The sequence below is a fragment of the Listeria sp. ILCC796 genome, from assembly GCF_900186175.1.
In the GTDB taxonomy this organism is placed as follows: domain Bacteria; phylum Bacillota; class Bacilli; order Lactobacillales; family Listeriaceae; genus Listeria; species Listeria goaensis.
In genome coordinates this window covers 13601-33141 of sequence record NZ_FYBV01000011.1, presented here as the reverse complement: position 1 = coordinate 33141, position 19541 = coordinate 13601, and the positions used below count along the sequence as shown (strand labels likewise).

The following is a 19541-nucleotide window of genomic DNA, read 5'->3' as shown; positions in this document are numbered from 1 at the left end:
TCAATATGGAAGAATAGTGGTAATTGGAGGTCTTTTTATATGACGAATCAATATGCAGTCGTGCTTGCAGCGGGACAAGGCACACGTATGAAATCTAAGCTTTATAAAGTGTTGCACCCAGTTTGTGGAAAGCCGATGGTTGAACATGTTGTGGATCAAATTGCGCAACTAGATATGAAAAAAATAGTTACAATTGTTGGGCACGGAGCAGAAGACGTTCGTGAACATTTAAAGGATAAAAGTGAATTTGTTAAGCAAGAAGAACAATTAGGAACAGCACATGCCGTTTTGCAAGCAAAGGATTTACTTGCCGATCTTGACGGTGTAACCATCGTTGTGTGCGGGGATACACCGCTTATTGAAAGTTCGACAATGGGGGCGCTTATCAAGTATCATTCGGAGAAACGTGCGAAAGCGACAATCTTAACAACGCGATTAGAAGATCCAACTGGTTATGGTCGCATTTTGCGTGATGATTTAGGAATTGTTGAACGCATTGTAGAACATAAAGACGCTACTGAAAAAGAACAACGCGTCCAAGAAATTAATACAGGAACATATTGTTTTGATAATCGCTCGCTTTTTGATGCGCTTTCTAAAGTTTCCAACCACAATGCGCAAGGTGAATACTACTTGCCAGATGTGATTAAGATTCTAAAAGATGCAGATGAAGTGGTGGCCGCTTATCGTATGGAAAACTTTGAAGAGTCACTCGGTGTAAACGACCGCGTCGCTTTGGCAGAGGCAAGTAGATTGATGAGAAATCGCATCAATGAACGACACATGCGTGCAGGCGTAACACTCGTTGATCCTTCCAGCACTTATATTGATGTAGATGTTGAAATTGGTCAAGACACAGTCATTGAAGCGAATGTTATGCTGCGTGGGAAAACAAAAATCGGCGAAGATTGCTTAATCTCGAGCGGTTGCGACTTTGACAATGCAACAATAGGAAATCGCACCGTTATTCGCTCTTCTGCCATTGAAGATAGCAAAGTTGGCGATGATGTTCAAATCGGGCCGTACGCGCATTTGCGCCCAGAAACAGACGTGCATAACAACGTCAAAATTGGCAACTACGTAGAAACTAAAAAAGCAACTGTTGGGGAAAATACGAAATTACCGCACTTCATTTATATGGGTGATGCCGAAATCGGCAAGAACGTTAATGTAGGCTGTGGTTCGATTTCCGTCAACTACGATGGCTTCAATAAATTTAAAACGAAAATTGGTGACAATGTATTTGTAGGTTGCAACTCCAATTTGATTGCGCCAATTACAGTCGGCGATGATGCTTATATTGCGGCGGGTTCAACACTGACTAGTGATGTACCAGATGGTTCACTTGCAGTCGGACGTGCACGCCAAGTAAATAAAGAAGGCTACGCTAAAAAAATCGTAGATAAGTTTAATAAATAATTTTTTCAACCTTTTTTGAAGAAATATCATTTATATAAAAATTTGTGGAGGCTGATTATGTCAAACGATTATTTTGATCCAAAGTTGAAAATTTTCTCGTTGAATTCAAACCGTGCACTAGCGGAAGAAATTGCGAAGGAAGTAGGAATTGAGCTAGGTAAATCGAGTGTAACTCATTTTAGTGATGGCGAAATTCAAATTAACATTGAAGAAAGTATTCGTGGTTGCCATGTGTATGTTGTTCAGTCGACAAGCTACCCAGTTAACCAGAATTTAATGGAACTTTTGATCATGATTGATGCGCTAAAACGAGCTTCAGCAGCTACAATTAATATTGTAATGCCGTACTATGGCTACGCGCGCCAAGATCGTAAAGCAAGAAGCCGTGAACCAATTACGGCGAAATTAGTTGCCAATTTAATTGAAACAGCGGGTGCAACACGAATGATTACGCTAGATATGCATGCACCGCAAATCCAAGGTTTCTTCGATATTCCAATCGACCATTTAAATGCCGTGCGCTTACTTAGCAACTATTTTAGTGAGCAAGGCTTGACAGGCGATGATATTGTTGTTGTTTCTCCTGACCACGGAGGTGTAACGCGTGCGCGTAAAATGGCAGATCGCCTAAAAGCGCCAATCGCAATTATTGATAAACGCCGTCCTCGCCCGAACGTTGCCGAAGTAATGAACATCGTCGGAAAAGTAGATGGCAAAGTATGTATTCTAATTGATGACATTATTGATACAGCAGGTACAATTACACTTGCTGCAAACGCACTTCGTGAAAACGGAGCAACACGCGTATTTGCAAGTTGTACGCACCCTGTTTTATCTGGCCCAGCAATGGACCGAATTCAAGATTCACCAATCGAGAAATTAGTCGTAACAAATTCTATCGATCTTGCAAAAGATAAATGGATTGATAAAATGGAGCAGTTATCTGTTGCAGCTCTTTTAGGCGAAGCAATCGTTCGTGTTCATGAAAACGAATCTGTAAGCTCGCTTTTTGAATAAAATGCAGTGAGAATGAGCAGAGTCTAATCTTTAGATTCTGCTCTACTGTTATCAGGAGTGTTTTTTTATGGCAGAAAAGCAAGTTTTAATTCCGCGGTGGCAAAAATTGCTTCAACAACTATACGCAAAAATGGATTTTATGAGCGGAGAAGAACTCGCTTCTAGCCTGCAGGTGAACTCGCGAACAATTCGGAGTGACGTTAAAACGATAAACGCCATTTTTTTAGTTGATGGAAACAAAATCGAGGCTGTGCGCGGAAAAGGGTATCGACTTGAACTTCAAGATGAAACCGCTTTCCTTGGTTGGCTTGCGCCGTTTAAAGAGGAACGTTTTAATTTGCACGTCATTCCGACGCTCGCCGAAGATCGAGTCGCCTACATCATTCGCTATTTGCTTCTCCAAAACGGCTTTACAAAGCTTGACACGCTCGCCGAAGAGTTGTACGTCAGCAAGTCGACCATTAATTCCGACATTTTGGACGTGAAGCGGAAGCTTGCGGAACATCATTTAACGCTTTCGAAAAGAGCCAGCTACGGGGTGAAAATTGAGGGTTCCGAGGTGAATATTCGATTTTGTTTCTCGAAATATCTGTTAAGTGATTCTGTAAGCCTACTTGTGAGCGAGGAGGAACAGACTTTCTTTGGTGAAATTGATCTGCGGAAAATCCAGACGATTATTTTGGCGAGCCTTGAACAATATAAAGTGCAAATGACCGATATGGCGATTAAAAATTTGATTATCCACGTCGCAATTGCTGTGCGCCGTATTAAAGGTGCGCAATATGTTCACCAAGGAGACCTTCAAGATTTGGAATTTAATATTCAAGAACTGCGCGCTTCGCAAAAAATCATTCGCGAAATTGAAACGCTTGAATCCATCAAGTTCCCAGAAAGCGAACTGACCTATATTTTGCTACATGTATGTTCGAAGCACGTTTTGCAAAGTTATAATGGTTACCGAGAAATCATCATCGTGAATAAAATGCTTGAGGAAATCAAACGCCAATACGGGTATGATTTTTCAGCGCATCAGCAATTTATAGCGAATTTAGCTTTGCACTTAAAGCCCGCAGTGAACCGGATTAAGTTTAATATGAATATTCATAATCCGTATCTTGAAAATATTAAAACGAATTACCCGCTCGCTTTTGAGTTAGGACTTGTCGCCCGAGAAGTTTTAGCACTCGAATTGGACCAGCCCATCAGCGAATCAGAAGTCGGCTATTTAGCGATTCATTTCCTATACGCGTTAAGCGATGCTTCGAAAGAACGAAAAAAACGCGTTTTACTCGTTTGCGCGTCCGGCATAGGCACAGCGAAATTATTAGAATCGAAAATCCAAAAAATATTTGCCGAAGAAATTGACATAATTGGCAGCTACTCACTGTACGAATATAAGACCGGCAACTGGCAAGCCGACTTTGTCATCTCGACCGTTCCGCTTGGCGACGCATTAGGCGAATACGTTCAGGTGACGCCGTTTTTATCCGAAATAGATATCCGCAACATTCAAAAGCGCCTCCCGAGTATAACTAGCAAAAATAACTTCGAGCAGTTCTTTTCCGCGAACTACTTTGAAATTTTGGAAGAAAAGTACAGTAAAGATCAGGTCCTAACATTGCTCGCGCAAAAATTCGAAGAGACGAGCAGCGACCAGAAAGCCTTCCTAGAGTCCGTCAAAGAACGTGAAGATATCGTGGCAACATACTTAGGAAATGGCCTAGCCGTACCGCATCCCATATTTGCCGAAGTAAGCGAAACTAAAATTGCCGTTTGTATCGCTAGAGAGCCCGTTGTGTGGAATGAAGATGGCGATGTGGCACAAATTATTTTCATGCTGGCGATTAAAAATAAGGAACAAGAACACCTTTCGCAAGTATACGAAATGATAAGCCAAGTCGTTGAAACGCCAAAGCTCGCGAAGGAAATAAAAAAAGCGACGAACTTCAATGAGTTTATCCAAATTTTAGCGCGACTGGAAACATGAGGGTGAAAAATGGCTCTCATGTTTTTTTGATTTCCGCTACTTGCCAGAGGTTGCGGAAAAAGACTGCATTTATTTCCAATAAAGAAAGCGCTATATTTAAGTTATAGGAGGGAATGCACATGAAAAAATTCATTGAAAAATTAACATGGCTATCACAAAAATTAGGCAATCAAATACACTTGAAATCAATGCGAGATGCTTTTGCCACAATTCTTCCATTTATTATGTTATCCGGTTTTATGGTTTTAATTAATAATGTCATCATTAAGCCAGACGGTTTTATGTCCAATATTATTAGTTCCGCCACCTTAACCAAATGGCAAGAGCTTGGGACGAGTATCGTGAACGGGACGCTAGGCATCATTACGTTACTTATCGGAGCTTCAGTTTCATACTTTTTGGCACAAAATCGGAAATTTGAAAATCCATTTGCGCCAGCGCTACAAACCATCGCTCTTATCGTTATTTTTATTCCACTCATGACTTCGGTTGTACCAGTTGGCGCAAAAGAAGCCGTTGAAGTTTCTGGCGTTATTCCGACAGCGCTTACAGGTTCTGCTGGCATGTTTGTTGGGATTGTCACGGCGCTACTCTCGACAGAAGTTTTTATTCGACTTTCAAAGAGCGAGAAAATGAAAATTCGCATTTCGGGGGAAAGCGTACCGCCAGCAGTTATTAAATCGTTTAACGTTTTAATTCCAACAATGCTTACAGTATTATTATTCGCATTTATTTCGTTCATCGTTAACTTAATCTTTAGCTTAGATTTATATTCCATTATTAGCGCTGTCATTCAACAACCACTCACGTTCTTAGTGACAAGCGTACCAGGTTTCCTTACTTTAATGCTGATTTCGCAAATGTTATATTCCATTGGGATTGCAGGAAGCGGTATACTAGGCCCCATTATGGACCCCGTTTTACTCGCGAATATGCAAGAAAATATGACGGCATTTGCAGACGGCACAACAATTCCGCATATCATCAATACAACTTTCCGTGATATTTTCGGCGTCATGGGTGGCGGTGGTAACACAATTGCGCTGCTTATCGCCATCTTCATTTGGAGCAAACGAAAAGATTACCGCGAAATTGCCGGATTATCCGCTGCACCGGGAATATTCAACATTAATGAACCAGTTGTTTTCGGTCTGCCGATAGTGTACAACCTGAGTTTGATGATTCCGTTTATCTTATCAACTCCGCTTTGTCTATTACTTGCTTACATCGCAACAAGTATCGGCATGATTTCCAAAGTCGTTGTACTCGTACCGTGGACGACACCGCCAGTCATATCTGGCTTTTTAGCAACAGGTGGCGACTGGCGAGCGGCTGTTTTTCAAGTCTTCCTAATAGGTGTCTGTATCTTGCTATACCTACCATTCCTAAAAGCAAATGATAATTTAAAAGCGTAGGAGCTGATTTTGATGAAAAAATTGATGTTAATGTGTAACGCTGGAATGTCTACGAGCGTTTTAGTTAAAAAAATGCAAAAAAGTGCTGCTGAGCAAGGTATTGAAATTGAGATTTGGGCGATTTCGGAAACGGATTTTGAAAAAAATTGGCGCCATGCAGATGCGATTTTGCTTGGCCCGCAAGTAAGCTATATGAAAGACAAAGTTGCTGAAACCGTGGGTGACAAACCAGTGGACGTCATCGCAATTGTCGACTACGGTCGAATGAATGGCGAAAAAGTTCTAGAACAAGGACTTGGACTGTTAGCAAAATAATGCCAGAAAGGAGTGTTTCATGTGGCGACACAACCGATTTCTGAACGAGTGGAAGAACTTTTGCAAAAAATGACATTACGAGAAAAATGCGGACAACTAAATCAGCGCTTATATGGCTGGGAAACTTTCGCTTGGAATGAAAACGCTGAACTTGAATTGACGGATAAGTTTAAAGACGAAGTTGAAAGATTTGGTGGCATAGGCGCGTTGTATGGCTTGTTTCGGGCAGATCCGTGGTCGAAAATGGACGAATCAACGGGGATTCCCCGCGCACAGTCTGCGAAGGCCGCAAATTTACTTCAAAAATATGTAATGGAAAACACGCGTCTTGGTATTCCAATGCTTCTTTCAGAAGAAGTGCCACATGGGCACCAGGCGGTCGAAAGTGAGTCGTATCCGGTCAATCTCGCGAAAGGGGCTTCATTTAATAAGGGGCTTCAAAAACGGACGGCGAGAGCCGTGGGGGAGGAAATTGCCTCGAAAGGCGTCCATCTAGCTTTAGCCTCAGCGCTTGATGTTTTACGTGACCCGAGATGGGGGCGTTCGGAGGAGTGTTTTGGCGAGGATCCGTATTTGGCGGGTGAGATGACGGAGGCGCTTGTTTCGGGCATGCAGGAAAATCAGCGAATTGCTGTCGTGCTGAAACACTTTGCGGCGCAAGGTGAGCCGGTTGGCGGGCACAATTCGGGGCCGGTTTCAATTGGGGAGCGCGAACTTAGAGAGATATTTTTACCGCCGATGGTTGCTGGGAAAGCGGCAAAGGGCGTCATGGCAGCGTACAATGAAATCGACGGCATCCCTTGTCATGCGAACGAGGCGCTCTTGACGGATATTTTGCGAACGGAAATTGGGTTTTCGGGTGTCGTTATGGCAGATGGCTGCGCACTCGACCGACTTTTGATGCTTGGTGGGACTGAAGAGGCGGCCGCTAAAATGGCGCTTTCAGCCGGGGTGGATTTAAGTTTGTGGGACGAAGTTTACCCGCACATTGAATCGGCTTTTCAACATGGTCTTTTGGAAGAAAAAATAATCGACCGAGCTGTGCGGCGGGTTCTCACCCTGAAATTTGAACTTGGCCTGTTTGACAATCCTTACGTAGATGAGGCAGTTCCGGAAGTTGATTTTCGGGAGATAAATTTGGAGGCAGCCAGAGAAAGTGTTTGCTTGCTGGAAAACCGAAATCAAACGCTGCCTTTTTCAAAAAAAGTAAAAAATATTGCGGTCATCGGCCCGAACGCGGATGCGCTTTACAATCAGCTTGGCGATTATACGGCGCCGCAAAAAGCTGGGCGCGGTGTGACCGTTCTAGCTGGCATGCGGCAGGTGGCGCCTGATGATGTGGTGATTACGCATGAAAAAGGTGCTGAAATTCGCGAACGACTTCCAGAGAGTTTAAACCGCGCGCAAGAAGCTGCGGCGAATGCCGATCACATTGTGCTTGTGCTGGGCGGTTCAAGCGCGCGAAATTTCGATATGGAATTTCTGAAAAACGGCGCGGTTAGCTCAAAGGGGCCGAACATGGACGCTGGCGAAAACGTCGATGTGGCAAGCCTGGAACTCCCGGAATGTCAGATGGAGCTGTACCGAAAGATGCGCGAACTACACATTCCACTCACCGTTGTCATCATTGCCGGTCGACCAAATGCAATCGCTGAAATCGCGGAAACTACAGACGCGCTACTTATGTCGTTTTATCCGGGCGCGCAAGGCGGCGAAGCAATTGCGGAAACGCTATTCGGACACAACAATCCGTCGGCAAAACTGCCTGTTAGCATTCCGCGCCAAACGGGGCAACTGCCCGTGTACTACAACCAAAAGGACGTCGTCTACCAAGAAAACTACTTTGACGGAAGCGGCGCCGCACTATACCCATTCGGCTACGGAAAAAGCTACAGCACGTTTGAATATCAGTCGTTAACCACTGAAAAATCAATTCTTTCTGTAGAAAAACTTGAACAAGGCGAGACTTTTATTTTGAAAGTAGGCGTAGCAAACGTTTCAGCGCGCACTGGAAAAGAAGTCATCCAACTATACGTGCATGGCAGGACTGGTAGTATCACAAGGCGCAAACGCGAATTGAAAGCCTTTTGCAAAATGGAACTAAAAGCTAATGAACATCAAACGATGTGCTTTAAAATTGGAAAAAAAGAACTTGAAGTTTGGTCTAGTCAGAAAAAATACCAACTTGAACCCGGGAAAGTCGATATTTTCATTGGAAACGGCCGGGAAACTTTTTTAGAAACAGTGATAGAGATTGAGGAGGCTTAACTCATGGAAGGGATGGAATTAGCGTCGTTTGAAATTATTAGTTCAGTCGGCGCAGCTAGAAGTTGTATTATTGAAGCCATGCAGCTAGCGAGGCAGGGGAAGTTTAAAATCGCCTACGGGAAAATCGATGAGGCGAATCGCTATTTAAGTGATGGGCACAAGAAGCATGTTGAACTCATTCAAAAAGAATCTGAAGGCGACGAAGTGCCTGTTTCCATTCTTTTTATGCATGCAGAAGACCAATTTATGACCACATACTCATTGCGCGATGTTGCGTATGAAATGATTGCAATATGGGAAGAACTCAAATCAGAAAAAGTTTAAGCTATAGTTAGATTTTATTCTGTAAAAATAAAGAAGCATACATCTAGTGATAATGCCATCTTGGATAATGGTTTTCATTAGATGTATGCTTGTTTTTACGCTTAATAATCTTGAACTTCAATCACAACCGCAGTGCCAGATGCTGTGACCATCAGCATACCATTGTCAGCGCCGAGTACCTCATAATCGATGTCTACGCCGATAATCGCATTCGCTCCAAGTTGTTCAGCGCGGTTTTCCATTTCGCGAATCGCTTCTTCACGCGCCGCAATTAATTCGTCCTCATAGCCTTGCGAACGACCGCCGAAGAAATTCCGCAAACCAGCACCGATATCTTTGACGAAATTCACGCCTGTAATGACTTCACCGAATACAATTTTCTTATACTCGACGATTTTTTGCCCTTCAATATTTGGAGATGTTGTTGTAATCATATGTCAGCCTCCTTTATTTTTCTTTAGTGTACCTCGTTTTAAAAAGAAAATCAAAGAAGCTAGGAAAGTGATTCCTAGCTTCTTTACGTGGGTGTTGTTCAATTAAATTTCTTTCATTGCGTCACTTAAAACTTTTTTAAGTGTTTCAGCTGAGTTGCGCATTTGTTCTTTTTCTACGTCATTTAGTTTCATTTCAACAATGTGGCGCACGCCTTGGCGGTTAACGACCGCTGGAGCACCAATGTAGATATCGTTTAAGCCGTAGTGGCCATCTAAATAGACAGAAAGTGGCAAAATTGCGTTTTCGTTGTTTAAAATCGCTTTGGAAATACGTGCTAGAGCTGCTGCAATACCATAGAAAGTTGCGCCTTTTTTATTGATAATTTCATAGGCTGCATCACGCACGCTGATGAAAATCGTATCCATCGCACCTTGTTCATTTTCTGAAATCCATTCTGTGATAGGAAGTCCGCCGACAGTTGTGTGGCTCCACGCTGGGAACTCTGTGTCACCATGTTCGCCTAAAATGTACCCGTGTACATTACGCGCATCTACTTTTAAATAATCAGCAATAGACATACGGAAACGAGCAGTATCAAGACTTGTGCCAGAACCGATGACGCGTTCTTTAGGAAGTCCAGAGAATTTCCAAGTCGCATAAGTAAGGATATCAACTGGATTTGAGGCAATTAAGAAAATCCCGTCAAAGCCACTTGCCATAACTTCATCGACAATCCCTTTCATAATTTTTATATTACGATTAACAAGATCAAGACGTGTTTCGCCTGGTTTTTGAGCTGTACCAGCTGTGACAACTACTAAATCTGCATCGTGGCAATCGCTATAATTAGCGGAATAGATTTTTTTAGGTGCGGAAAAAGGAACAGCATGACTTAAATCGATAGCATCTCCGATAGTTCTGTCCTTATCGATATCGATAATACCGAATTCTTGGCCGATATTTAAATTTACACAAGCAAATGCGTAACTTGAACCAACAGCTCCATCACCGACTAAAATTATTTTTTGGTGGTCTTTCATAATTAAATTTCCTCCTTAGCAAACTTTTTACTAATACAGTATAACACTTTATTACACATTGTGAAACCCTGAACGTCCTTAATTTGGAAATTTGTACTAATAAATTTATGAAAACGCTGTAATACAGTTTGAAAGCTCTTCCATTCCAAATATTTCTATAATTAACGCAGTAATTTTTTGAGAAATACATCGGATTGCGCTAAAATTGAAGTATGATAACTAAATTTCACGCTAGTTTCTGTTTACCTTTTATGAAAGAAAATAAACCTTGTTTGCCGAAAAACTTGGTTTAAGGCGACTTTCTAATTGTTTTAACTTTTACTACTAGGGTAAAGATAGTTATTGTAGAATACAAAATGAATGAGTGGAGTGAATTTTTTATGGCAACTAATTTAGAAGTTCAAAAAAGAGATACGAAACAACATTCGCAAGTGACAGAAATCCGTGTGGCAGGTCGTATTCCAGGTATTATTTACGGTTATCAATCTGAGAATATTACGATTTCAGTTGATTCCCTTGAGTTAATTAAAACGATTCGAGAACATGGGCGTAATGCAGTATTCTCAGTAACTATTGATGGAAAAAAATTAAATGTTCTTTTACACGAATACCAAATAGATCCACTAAAAGACGAACTAATCCATGTCGATTTCTTAGCCGTGAACATGAGCGAAGAAGTTGAAGCAGATGTGCGTATTGATTTAGTAGGAGAATCTTCTGGGGTTAAAGAAGGCGGCGTCTTGCAACAAGTCCTTTATGAAGTGACGGTTGCCGCAACGCCAGATAAGCTTCCAGAAGCAATTGAAGTAGATATTACAAAATTAGCGATTGGTGACTCACTTGCAGTGGGTGATATTCCTAAAAATACCGATTTTGAAATTAAAACAGACGTGGAAGAAGCTGTAGTAACTGTTGCTGCACCACGTACCGAAGTTGAAACAACAGCCGGTGAAGAAGTTGCCGAACCAGAAGCAGCTCACGGGTCAGCAGAAGAGCCAGTTGAATAAATAAGAAAAAGCGCAAGGTTTTTGTTTTGAAAACCTTGCGCTTCATTTTTGTTTACGGAAATGAAGTAAGGGTTTAGAATGCAAACAGCGAATAAGTAATTTAAATGGGGTAAAGCTCATCAATAGAAGAAAGTATAGAATCACCAGATGAATTCTTGCTTAAAGGCTGCTCAACTTAATTGTTGAGTTTTTTTATTTTATAGAAGTTAATATCAGGCATTGCAATGTCTATCTGCCCTTTTTTAGTTAACTGATATTTACATTCTGTTATATGAAAAACTTTCAAAACTCTAAATCGCATGTTATAATTTAGGCAATAACTTTCTAGTGAAACCAGTTCATTTATGAAGTGGTTTTCGTGTGCATAGGAGAATAAATGGATGAAGATGATTGTTGGACTGGGAAATCCAGGAAAAAAATATGAACGAACAAGGCACAATGTTGGGTTCATGGTAGTTGATGAACTTAGCTATCGTTTTAGTGCGCCTTGGAAAAGTTCGAAATTTAATGGCATGGTGAGTCAGCTCGTAATAAACGGCGAGAAAGTGTTGCTCGTAAAACCGCTGACGTTTATGAATGTATCTGGTGAGTGTGTTCGTCCGCTTATGGATTATTATCAAATTGATATAGAAGATTTAATCGTTGTATATGATGATTTGGATTTGCCAGTTGGGAAAATCAGGCTGCGGCAAAAAGGCAGTGCAGGTGGACATAACGGGATGCGTTCGTTGATTCAACATTTAAAAACACAAGATTTTAACCGAATTCGTGTAGGGATTGACCGACCGCCAAAAGGTGAAATCATTCATTACGTGCTCGGGGATTTTCAAAAAATAGAACAACCAGATATAATTGCGGCCATAAAAAAAAGCGCAGATGCCATTGAAGATGCGACTAAAATGTCGTTTCTAGATGTAATGAATCGCTATAACTAAGCGTGCTGAGCTAGTAAAAGTCTAGCTTATGCGTGCTTAGTTGCTCGTGTTGGGAAGAAGGAATTTTCTGACAAATAAGCAATTGAAGATGGGAAGAGGAGAGGTTGACTTTGAAAGGTTTAAAACAATTAATTTTTGAACAAAAAGAAATCCGCCAAATCATTAGTGCGGTTAACGATAAAAAAGAATCACAACTCGTAACAGGATTATCGGGCTCATCGCGCGCACTTTTTGCGAGCGTACTTGAAGGAGCGACACAAAAACAAACGTTGCTCGTCACACATAATTTGTATCACGCGCAAAAATTGTACGATGATTTGCTCACATTAATCGACTTCGACCGCCTATTTTTATACCCGGCAGACGAACTCATTTCCTCCGAACTAAGCGTATCAAGCCCCGAACTTCGCGGTCAGCGCGTAGAAGCACTCGACTTTCTTCTTTCGGAAAAACCGGGAATTTTAGTTGTCCCTGTAGCGGGGCTTCGAAAAATACTTCCGCCCGTTTCGTTATGGAAAAAATACAACCTGCAAATTGTTCAAGGTGAGGAAATTGATCCCGAACAGCTAAAAGAAAGCCTCGTGACAATGGGCTATACAATGAGTGGTATGGTCAATACGCCCGGAGAATTCAGCATTCGCGGTGGCATTATCGATGTCTATCCAATCACAGAAGAATTCCCCGTGCGCATTGAACTTTTTGATACAGAAATTGATTCGCTTCGCTATTTCGATGTTGAAACGCAGCGTTCGCATCAGAAACTTGCTGAATTTCGCATCTTGCCCGCAACGGAAATTTTGCTTGAGCAAGCTTATTTCCCAGATATTGTGACGCGCCTTGAAAAAGGTCTTGCTGCAACGTTAAAAAACATGAAAAACGAAGAAGACAAGCAAGGCTTAATGGAAAATATCGAAACGGATTTGGAACTGCTTCGTTCGGGAATAAAGCCGGATATGTTCTTTAAATATATTGGACTAGCCTACCCAGATCCCGCCTCGATCCTCGACTATGCCGCACAAGATATGCTTTTCGTTTTAGACGAGTATGGACGCATTCAAGAAACCGACGAACGTTTAGAAAAAGAAGAAGCAGAATGGCATACGGAAACGCTCAGCCGGCTAGAAACCGTGCGCGATGTCAAATTGGGCCACCATTTTAAAGAGCTTATGGAAAGCGTGCGGACGCCGAAAATTTATTTGACGTTATTCCAAAAAGCACATAGCGCCATGCGCGTTTCGCAAACAACCAATTTAGTTTATAAGCAAATGCAACAATTTCACGGACAAATGTCTGTTTTAAAAACGGAATTAGATAGCTGGCACAAAAATAATTATGCGGTCGTCATTTTGGCGCCTTCCGTAGAACGGGCAACTAAAATGCAACAGACTTTGGCAGATTATGACATGGAAAGTGTCATTTTAACGCGCGAAGAAGATGTGCCAAAATACGGCGCTGTCCAATTTGTCATCGGTACCTTCCAAAACGGCTTTGAATTACCGCTTGCAAAAGTGGTCATCATTAGCGAAACGGAACTTTTTAATAAAAAGACGAAAAAAGTTAAAAAACGCCAGAAACTTTCAAATGCTGAACGAATTCAAAGTTATTCGGAACTTAAAGTTGGCGATTATGTCGTTCACGTCAACCACGGTATCGCACGCTACGTCGGCATGGAAACCCTTGAAATTAGCGGCGTTCATAAGGATTATTTGCTACTGGTTTACCAAGGTGAAGACAAATTATTTATCCCTGTGGAACAGCTCGATTTAGTCCAAAAATATGTAGGGGCTGAGGGGAAAGCACCGAAATTAAATAAGCTTGGCGGTTCAGAGTGGAAGCGCGTCAAAACAAAAGTGAAGGCGTCTGTGCAAGATATTGCGGATGATTTGATTAAGCTTTACGCAGAACGTGAGGCGGAGAAAGGCTTTGCGTTTAGTCCGGATAGCGATATGCAGCGCGAATTTGAGGATTCATTCCCGTATCAACCAACTGAAGACCAAATTCGTTCGATTCGGGAAATTAAGCATGACATGGAACGCATTCGCCCGATGGACCGGCTTCTCGTTGGAGATGTTGGTTACGGGAAAACGGAAGTTGCGCTTCGTGCGGCGTTTAAGGCGGTCATGGACGGCAAGCAAGTCGCATTTTTAGTACCGACGACCATTTTGGCGCAGCAACATTTTGAAACGATGAAAGAACGCTTCCAAGGTTTTCCAATTAATATTGGGCTATTAAGCCGTTTTAGAACGCGGAAACAACAAAACGAAACAATTTCCGGCTTGGCGTCTGGAACGGTGGACATTGTCGTTGGGACGCATCGCCTTCTTTCGAAAGACGTAAAATATCGCGACCTCGGCTTCCTAATTGTCGACGAGGAACAACGCTTTGGTGTGACGCACAAGGAAAAAATCAAACAAATCCGGTCTAAAATTGATGTTTTAACCTTGACGGCGACGCCGATTCCGCGGACGTTACACATGTCCATGCTCGGCGTGCGTGATTTGTCTGTCATTGAAACGCCACCGGCAAATAGATTTCCTGTGCAAACGTATGTTACAGAACAAAATAACGTTTTAGTTCGCGAGGCAATTGAGCGGGAACTAGCACGTGAGGGACAAGTGTATTATTTATATAATCGAGTCGAATCGATTTTGCAAAAAGCAGATGAAATTTCCATGCTCGTTCCAGATGCGCGTGTGGCTGTAGCGCACGGTCAAATGACAGAATCCGAGTTAGAATCGGTCATCTTAAGCTTCCTTGAAGGGGAGTATGACGTGTTAGTGACGACGACGATTATTGAAACGGGCGTGGATATTCCAAACGTGAATACGCTGTTTGTTCAAAACGCCGATCATATGGGGCTCTCGCAGCTCTACCAATTACGTGGTCGGGTTGGGCGTTGGAACCGCATTGCCTATGCTTACTTTATGTATCAAAAGGATAAAATTCTACGTGAGGAAGCTGAAAAACGACTTCAAGCGATTAAGGAATTTACTGAACTAGGCTCTGGATTTAAAATTGCGATGCGCGATTTGTCTATCCGCGGCGCGGGTAATATACTAGGAGCACAGCAACATGGCTTTATTGATTCAGTCGGATTTGACCTTTATTCGCAAATGCTTAAAGAAGCGATTGAAGCGCGCCGGCCGAAGGAAGAACAAGAACCCGTTGCACCAGTTGAAATCGACATTCAAGTTGATGCTTACATTCCAGAATATTATATTACGGACAGCAGACAGAAAATCGAAATGTATAAACGCTTCCGAAATGTCCTAGATGTGGAAGAACTTGAATCGCTGAAAAGCGATATGATGGATCGTTTTGGGGAATATCCAGAAGAAGTGGAGTACTTATTTACGGTGACAGAACTTCGTGTGCATGCGCTTCTTGTTGGTGTAGAGCTAATCAAGGAAGAAGCGAAAAAAATCACGATTCTCTTCTCGGAAAAAGGAACGGGAAATATTCGCGGTGACAAAGTGATGGAAGTGATTTCGGAATACGGGAGAAATGTTGGTGTTGGCATGGAAGGGACTTGCCTAAAACTCACGATGAACGTGCAAAACAAGAGTTTGCAGGAATGGCTGTATGCGGTGAAAGCCATCATCGAAAACTTGAAAACCGCTTTAAAAGAGCCGAGTGAGGTTGAAAACTAAAGGGGAAATGTAGCAGAAAGGCGGCATAGTATGTCAGAACGCTCGATTAAAAACTTAATGCGCGGCGCAATGTGGCTCACAATTGCCTCGCTAATTTCCAAAATTCTAAGCGCCATTTATCGTGTACCGTTCCAAAACATGGTCGGCGATGTCGGTTTTTATATTTTTCAACAAGTTTATCCGTTTTACGGGATTGCGATGACTTTTGCGCTAGGCGGCTTCCCAGTTGTCATTTCGAAAATGATGGCCGAAGCTGAAGGAAACACGAGGCGCCAACAAATTATTTTGCAATCCATTTACCGGACACTCCGAGTAGTGAGCATCTTACTGTTTCTATTTCTATTTGCCTTCGCGTACAGCATTGCAAATATGATGGGCGACTTGCAACTTGCACCGCTCATTCAAACCGTAAGTTTTGTTTTCCTGCTCACACCGCAACTCGCTTTTTTGCGCGGCTATTTCCAAGGCCAAGATGACATGATACCAACCGCCGTTTCACAAACCATCGAACAGCTCATTCGCGTCGGCATCATCATCGTCGGCGCATGGCTCGCAGTTAAAAGCGGCCAAAGCCTCTACACAGCAGGCAGTATGGCCATGAGCGGCGCCTTTTTCGGCGGACTTGCTGCCGTCTTAATTTTAAGGCATTTTCATAAGAAAAGACTTTCCGAAGGTGGCTTAAAAGTTTGGGGAAGCTTCCCGAGCAAAACTGAAAAGCGAGGAATTGCTAAGGCGTTTCTCATTCAAAGTCTAGCCATTTGTACAGTTAGCGCCATGCTAATTATTTTCCAACTGCTCGATTCCTTTCAAGTCTATCGCCTAATGATTGAAGGTGGCATTCCAGATTTAGTAGCTAAATCGCTTAAAGGGGTATACGATAGAGGGCAGCCCATTTTACAGCTCGGTCTAGTCCTTTCAACCGGCCTTGCGCTTGCGCTTGTACCAATGATTACCGCGGCACGAGTGAGCGGCGAACGCAAAAAATTGGAACGCTCCGTGCTTCTCGGCATGAAACTCACACTCATTTTATCCGCCGCAGAAACAGTCGGACTTATCGTCATCATGCGCCCGCTAAACCAGATGCTCTTTGAAACGAGCGACGGCACGCTAGTCTTGCAGCTTTTTATGCCCGCCGTCTTTTTGAGCTCGCTTATCATTATGACAAGCAGCATTTTGCAAGGCTTCGGCAAGATTTCCGTTCCCGCAGTGGCCGTTTTAATTGGGGCAATAACAAAATGTGCAGCGAACGCATTTCTTGTCCCCCGTTACGCCACGCTCGGCGCGTCTTTAGCCACGTGTATCGGTCTCTTTGTTATTTTAGTGGTTTGTTATTTTGCACTAAAGCAGAATGCCGACGTGCCATTTTTCGAACGGCAGACCATCTTCAATTTATGCGGCGCCCTTCTTGTGATGTGTGTGTTCCCAGTGTTGTGGGAGTGGCTTGCGCCCGCCGTAACAAGAACAGGCAGCGCCGTACAAGCAGTCCTAAGTGTAGCACTTGGCGGCGGCGTATTCTTAATCTTCGCGCTCCGCTACAAACTGCTCACTGCTCGTGATTTCACATACCTACCATTTGGCGCCAGATTATTATGGCTCAGTCAAAAGGTAGTAAAAAATAAATAAAGAGGTGTAAAAAAATGCGTTTAGATAAATTTTTAAAAGTTTCTAGATTAATAAAACGCCGTACAGTTGCAAAAGAAGTAGCTGAAAAAGGGCGAATTGCAATTAACGGAGTTGTTGCCAAACCAGGTACAAATGTAAAAGTAGGTGACGAGCTTGTTATTCGCTTTGGTCCAAAAACGGTGACAGCGAAAATCGACCGTTTAGAAGAAAATGCCAGAAAAGAAGCAGCTGCAGAAATGTATACGATTATAAGCGAAACGCGAAATGATGCTGAATAAAAAAAGCCCAAACCAAGTCGTTAATTGGTTTGGGCTTCTTTTTGTTTTGTAAAAGATGAGCGGACGTTTGTTATTGAAGAAAAGTCTTCATCTTCTTGCTCATATATAAGTGTATCGTTTAATAATTTGAACGTCGCTGAAATGTTTTCTTTTGTAAACTCGATATAATATTTATCATTTTTTTCGGTTTCTTTTATTTGACTTATATTTTTATTTTTTTTAAGACTATTTAAATGAGTAGGGATGCTCCCTCTGTCGGAAGCGGTTTTATATGAATAGATTTTAAGTACTTTTACTTCGCCTGTTAACTCATATCCCTCTTTATCTTGGCGAGGTTTCGTCTGATACTTCGTGATAGTTGTTTCAACCATATTCTTAACCGTATGCTTCACTTCCCCGTTGTAAGAAATTTCGATATGTGTTTTGACATGGCTACCTTTCGCATCATAAGTCATAGGCTCCTCGTCGTCAAGAGTTACGGTCGATTCTTCAATATTCCAAGTCCCTACATACTGTTTGTCGATTTTGCTCCCACAACCACTGAGAAGTGCAAGGATTAAAATAAATAGAGTGCTAAAAATAAATTTTTTCATATAGTAATTCTCCTAAGTTAGTAAAGTTATTTTGTGAAAATGGAGGTACTTTTTGCATTTCCGTAATTTTTATTGAATTGAGTTTGGACAAGGGTCTTGTTTTTAAATTTTAAATTAATTCGGATGCCCGTAGAAAATTTTTGGGTATATTCGATACGGTACTCGCCATTTTTTTCTTTCCCCGAAACATCGCTAAGCTCTTCTGATGATTTCAAATCGGCAAGTGTACTTTTCGCAAATTCTTTATCTAAATCCGTTTTGTAAGGTAGGGTAATACTTTTTTTATAATCGCCCGTTAACCGATATTTTCCTTTTTCGTCCACAGGCTCAAGCTTATAGTCAGCTGTTGATTTGACATCACCATTGATGGTTTTTTCTTCGACTTTACCATTAGCGGAAATTTTTATATGGCCAACGGGTGTAATACTTCCTTTCCTTTCTTTACCATCGATAAGCAGAGTGAAATTTTTTAGCGACCACTTGCCAGCGTGTGCATCATCAACTACGTTACCGCAACCTCCGAGTAAAGTTAAAGGTAAAACAATTAACAAGCTAAAAATCATTTTTTTCATGTTGTATACTCCTTTTTATGTTTTGACAATTATCGTTTTAGTTTAACATAAAAAATTAACCAATGGGAAAAGAATTTTAAGCCTACGTAGTCATTGTTTTTTCAACGGTTTTTATTTTTGTAAAAAAATAGTCGATTTCACGGATACCAATAGACAAACAGAAAAAAAATTGTTATTATTTTAGATAGGAGAATCTTTTTACTTGACTAGGAGGTGCGATAGATGAAGAATGAAAAAAATGTGACGCGTATGCAGAATCGCTATATTAAAGACACGCAAACGTTGAAGAAAATTAAAAATCGTCGTCGCGTTGCCTTAGCTAGAAGGCTTACAGGCCTTGTAGTTGTTTTAGTCATTGTTTTCGGTGCGTTATTTTTCACTTATACAAAACAAGCATTATTGTTACAAGAGAAAAAAACTGAAAAAGTAAAAACAGAGCAAAAGCTCGCTGATTCAAAAAAGGAAGAAAAAGCTTTGAAGAGTCAAATCAATAAATTGCATGATGATGATTATATTGCGAAACTAGCTAGAAGCGAGTATTATCTTTCGAAGGAAGGCGAGATTATTTTTAATACGCCAACTGGAGATGATGAGAAAAAAACATCGTCAAATTAGTAGAGCAAACTATTTTGACATGGCTTTAAATAACGTTATAATAAATGT

The 19541-nt window shown here is 41.7% G+C and carries 17 protein-coding genes; 13 read left to right on the top strand and 4 right to left on the bottom strand.

Translation table 11 applies throughout. From position 1 onward, the window contains the following. Window positions 1-39: 39 nt before the first annotated feature. From glmU to CFS04_RS11105, 7 genes are all read left to right on the top strand, one after another. On the top strand, window positions 40-1419 hold the full coding sequence (gene glmU / locus CFS04_RS11135; RefSeq protein WP_088810761.1) for a bifunctional UDP-N-acetylglucosamine diphosphorylase/glucosamine-1-phosphate N-acetyltransferase GlmU: 1380 nt from the start codon (window positions 40-42) through the stop codon (window positions 1417-1419). A gap of 57 nt (window positions 1420-1476) precedes the next feature. Next, window positions 1477-2436, top strand: a complete 960-nt coding sequence (locus CFS04_RS11130) for a ribose-phosphate diphosphokinase (RefSeq protein ID WP_088810760.1) — start codon at window positions 1477-1479, stop codon at window positions 2434-2436. Between the two features lie 67 nt (window positions 2437-2503). After that, window positions 2504-4423, top strand: coding sequence for a transcription antiterminator (locus CFS04_RS11125; protein WP_088810759.1), 1920 nt, complete (start codon window positions 2504-2506; stop codon window positions 4421-4423). Between the two features lie 119 nt (window positions 4424-4542). Further along, window positions 4543-5838, top strand: a complete 1296-nt coding sequence (locus tag CFS04_RS11120; protein WP_088810758.1) for a PTS sugar transporter subunit IIC — start codon at window positions 4543-4545, stop codon at window positions 5836-5838. 12 nt (window positions 5839-5850) lie between these two features. Then, window positions 5851-6153 carry a PTS sugar transporter subunit IIB gene (locus CFS04_RS11115; protein WP_088810757.1) on the top strand — a complete coding sequence of 101 codons (303 nt, stop codon included), beginning with the start codon at window positions 5851-5853 and terminating at the stop codon, window positions 6151-6153. Between the two features lie 69 nt (window positions 6154-6222). After that, complete coding sequence (locus CFS04_RS11110; protein WP_088810839.1) at window positions 6223-8421, top strand: glycoside hydrolase family 3 N-terminal domain-containing protein; 2199 nt, start codon at window positions 6223-6225, stop codon at window positions 8419-8421. 3 nt (window positions 8422-8424) lie between these two features. Beyond that, the gene (locus CFS04_RS11105) at window positions 8425-8745 is read left to right on the top strand and encodes a PTS lactose/cellobiose transporter subunit IIA (RefSeq protein ID WP_088810756.1); all 321 of its coding nucleotides are present in this window, start codon (window positions 8425-8427) and stop codon (window positions 8743-8745) included. A 101-nt stretch (window positions 8746-8846) separates the two neighbouring features. Here the strand turns inward: CFS04_RS11105 and CFS04_RS11100 are convergent, their stop codons facing one another. Together CFS04_RS11100 and CFS04_RS11095 are read right to left on the bottom strand one after the other, a co-directional pair. Further along, window positions 8847-9179, bottom strand: a complete 333-nt coding sequence (locus CFS04_RS11100; protein ID WP_088810755.1) for a putative heavy metal-binding protein — start codon at window positions 9177-9179, stop codon at window positions 8847-8849. A gap of 102 nt (window positions 9180-9281) precedes the next feature. Then, window positions 9282-10220, bottom strand: coding sequence for an L-lactate dehydrogenase (locus tag CFS04_RS11095; RefSeq protein ID WP_088810754.1), 939 nt, complete (start codon window positions 10218-10220; stop codon window positions 9282-9284). Between the two features lie 380 nt (window positions 10221-10600). Between CFS04_RS11095 and CFS04_RS11090 the strand changes: the two genes are divergently transcribed. The 5 genes from CFS04_RS11090 (at window position 10601) to CFS04_RS11070 (ending at window position 17713) form a co-directional block, all read left to right on the top strand. Further along, window positions 10601-11227 carry a 50S ribosomal protein L25/general stress protein Ctc gene (locus tag CFS04_RS11090; RefSeq protein ID WP_088810753.1) on the top strand — a complete coding sequence of 209 codons (627 nt, stop codon included), beginning with the start codon at window positions 10601-10603 and terminating at the stop codon, window positions 11225-11227. A gap of 380 nt (window positions 11228-11607) precedes the next feature. Beyond that, window positions 11608-12162: an aminoacyl-tRNA hydrolase gene (pth, locus tag CFS04_RS11085; protein ID WP_088810752.1), complete on the top strand. Its 555-nt coding sequence runs from the start codon at window positions 11608-11610 to the stop codon at window positions 12160-12162. Between the two features lie 110 nt (window positions 12163-12272). Beyond that, entirely contained in the window at window positions 12273-15812 is a 3540-nt protein-coding gene (gene mfd / locus CFS04_RS11080; RefSeq protein WP_088810751.1) for a transcription-repair coupling factor, read from the top strand. A gap of 30 nt (window positions 15813-15842) precedes the next feature. After that, complete coding sequence (locus tag CFS04_RS11075) at window positions 15843-17435, top strand: polysaccharide biosynthesis protein (protein ID WP_088810750.1); 1593 nt, start codon at window positions 15843-15845, stop codon at window positions 17433-17435. Between the two features lie 14 nt (window positions 17436-17449). Beyond that, a complete protein-coding gene (locus CFS04_RS11070; RefSeq protein WP_088810749.1) occupies window positions 17450-17713 on the top strand; it encodes an RNA-binding S4 domain-containing protein in 264 nt (87 codons plus the stop codon). A 20-nt stretch (window positions 17714-17733) separates the two neighbouring features. On the opposite strand, the gene CFS04_RS11065 is transcribed toward CFS04_RS11070, so the two are convergent. Both CFS04_RS11065 and CFS04_RS11060 read right to left on the bottom strand, forming a co-directional pair. After that, complete coding sequence (locus CFS04_RS11065; protein ID WP_088810748.1) at window positions 17734-18306, bottom strand: lipoprotein; 573 nt, start codon at window positions 18304-18306, stop codon at window positions 17734-17736. A gap of 26 nt (window positions 18307-18332) precedes the next feature. Next, window positions 18333-18878: a hypothetical protein gene (locus tag CFS04_RS11060; protein ID WP_088810747.1), complete on the bottom strand. Its 546-nt coding sequence runs from the start codon at window positions 18876-18878 to the stop codon at window positions 18333-18335. Window positions 18879-19100: 222 nt separating this feature from the next. Between CFS04_RS11060 and CFS04_RS11055 the strand changes: the two genes are divergently transcribed. Continuing rightward, window positions 19101-19493, top strand: a complete 393-nt coding sequence (locus CFS04_RS11055; protein WP_088810746.1) for a septum formation initiator family protein — start codon at window positions 19101-19103, stop codon at window positions 19491-19493. The last annotated feature ends 48 nt before the right edge of the window (window positions 19494-19541 follow it).